Origin of the sequence: Paenibacillus sp. AD87, from assembly GCF_001659845.1 — a bacterium.
GTDB lineage: Bacteria > Bacillota > Bacilli > Paenibacillales > Paenibacillaceae > Paenibacillus > Paenibacillus marchantiae.
Genome location: NZ_LXQN01000024.1, coordinates 1 through 1761 on the forward strand (window position 1 = coordinate 1; position 1761 = coordinate 1761).

Annotated in this window: 2 protein-coding genes; both read left to right on the forward strand. The window is 50.1% G+C overall.

All coding sequences use genetic code 11. The features are described 5' to 3' along the window. A partial coding sequence (gene lepB, locus gpAD87_RS31295; RefSeq protein ID WP_064642991.1) for a signal peptidase I occupies nucleotides 1–409 on the forward strand: 409 nt, incomplete at its 5' end. A 178-nt stretch (nucleotides 410–587) separates the two neighbouring features. Then, nucleotides 588–1761 (forward strand): tRNA epoxyqueuosine(34) reductase QueG (gene queG / locus gpAD87_RS31300; protein WP_064642993.1); only part of this gene is annotated, 1174 nt, incomplete at its 3' end.

The window sequence follows — 1761 nt, forward strand, 5'->3', positions numbered from 1 at the left end:
GCCGACGCTGGTTGAGCGGGATCGTCTGTTTGTAAATAAAATTGTATATGATTTTGGGACACCGTCCCGATCAGATGTTATTGTGCTTCGTGATCCAAGCGAAGGTGTGGAGAAAAAAGATTTTCTGGTCAAACGGATTGTCGGGCTTCCCGGTGATACGGTTGAAGTACGGGATCATCATCTGTTCGTGAATGGGGAGCAGCAAGCGGAAACGTACACGGATACGGAGGTTCAGGACCCTGATTTTGGACCGATTACGCTGGAAGCGGATCATTACTTTGTGATGGGAGATAACCGTCATGAAGGCAAGAGCAAGGATAGCCGTATGTTTGGCAGCATTACATCCAGTGAAATTGTAGGCAGGGCGGAGTTTATTTTTTGGCCGTTCTCGGAAATTAAAAAACTGTAAAATGTTAGCAGGACAAGGACAACAACTTCACGCTGCATTTTGCGTTAAACGATATAGACTCGGTTTCTTTCTAGCTCCGGTATGTCCGACTTGTATATCGAAATCAGCGCCTGTCCTCCCACCTGAGGCGGGCGTTCACTATTTACGGAATTAGCGTGGAAGAAGAGAGGGAATAGATATGACGAGTGTACAGACCGGAGCAGCAAAGGCAGCAGCTGTATGGGAGAAGTTAAAACAAGAGATTAAGGCAGCTGCTCCCGAGATGGGTATTGATGATATAGGATTCGCTTCGGCAGAACCATTCGTGACCTTGAAATCCATTCTGGAACAACATCGGGCGAAAGGATTCGAGTCCGGATTTGAGGAGCCTGATATTGAGAAAAGGGTGCGTCCCGAACTAAAAGATGGAGAGCCTGCTTCGCTCATTGCTATTGCTGTTGCTTATCCATCGAAGATGGTCAATCCGCCGAAGTCCGAGCCGGGTGCATACCGTGGTATTCTGGCTCGTTCCGCCTGGGGGCAGGATTATCACCAAGTCCTGCGTGCAGCGATGGACAAGCTGGTTAACTTTATACGTGAACGCGTACCTGAAGCCATGATCGAAAGTATGGTAGATACGGGGGCGTTGGTGGACCGTGCTGTTTCCCAGCGTGCGGGGATTGGATTCAGTGCCAAGAACTGTGCCATTATATCGCCCAAATTCGGTTCATGGATCTTTCTCGGCGAACTGGTCACGAATATTCCGTTTCAGCCAGATAACCCGGTGACCGAGGATTGTGGTGAATGTACGAAGTGTATTGATGCCTGTCCAACAGGAGCATTGGTGGGACCGGGACAACTGAATGCACAGCGCTGCATTTCGTTTGTGACCCAGACGAAAGGCTTCGTGGATGAAGAGTTTATGCTGAAAATTGGCAACCGTCTGTACGGTTGTGATACCTGTCAGATTGTCTGTCCGAAGAATCGGGGTAAAAACTGGGACCACCATCCCGAGTTTCATCCTGATCCGGAGATTGTAAAACCTTTGCTGATACCGCTGCTTGACATCGGTAACCGTGAATTCAAAGAGCGCTTTGGCCAAAGTTCCGCCGCTTGGCGGGGCAAGAAGCCAATCCAGCGCAACGCCGTAATTGCCCTGGGCAATTTCAAAGACAAAACCGCTGTACCGAAACTAACGGAGGTACTGAAGCGTGATCCGCGTCCCGAGCTGCGGGGAACTGCAGCTTGGGCGCTGAGCAGAATTGGAGGAGAAGACGCAATGAGAGCCATTGGGGAAGCTGCCGCTAACGAACAAGATGGGAACGTGCTAAGCATGCTGCAGAAGGCCAAGGAACGACTGAGTTCGTCCGAGA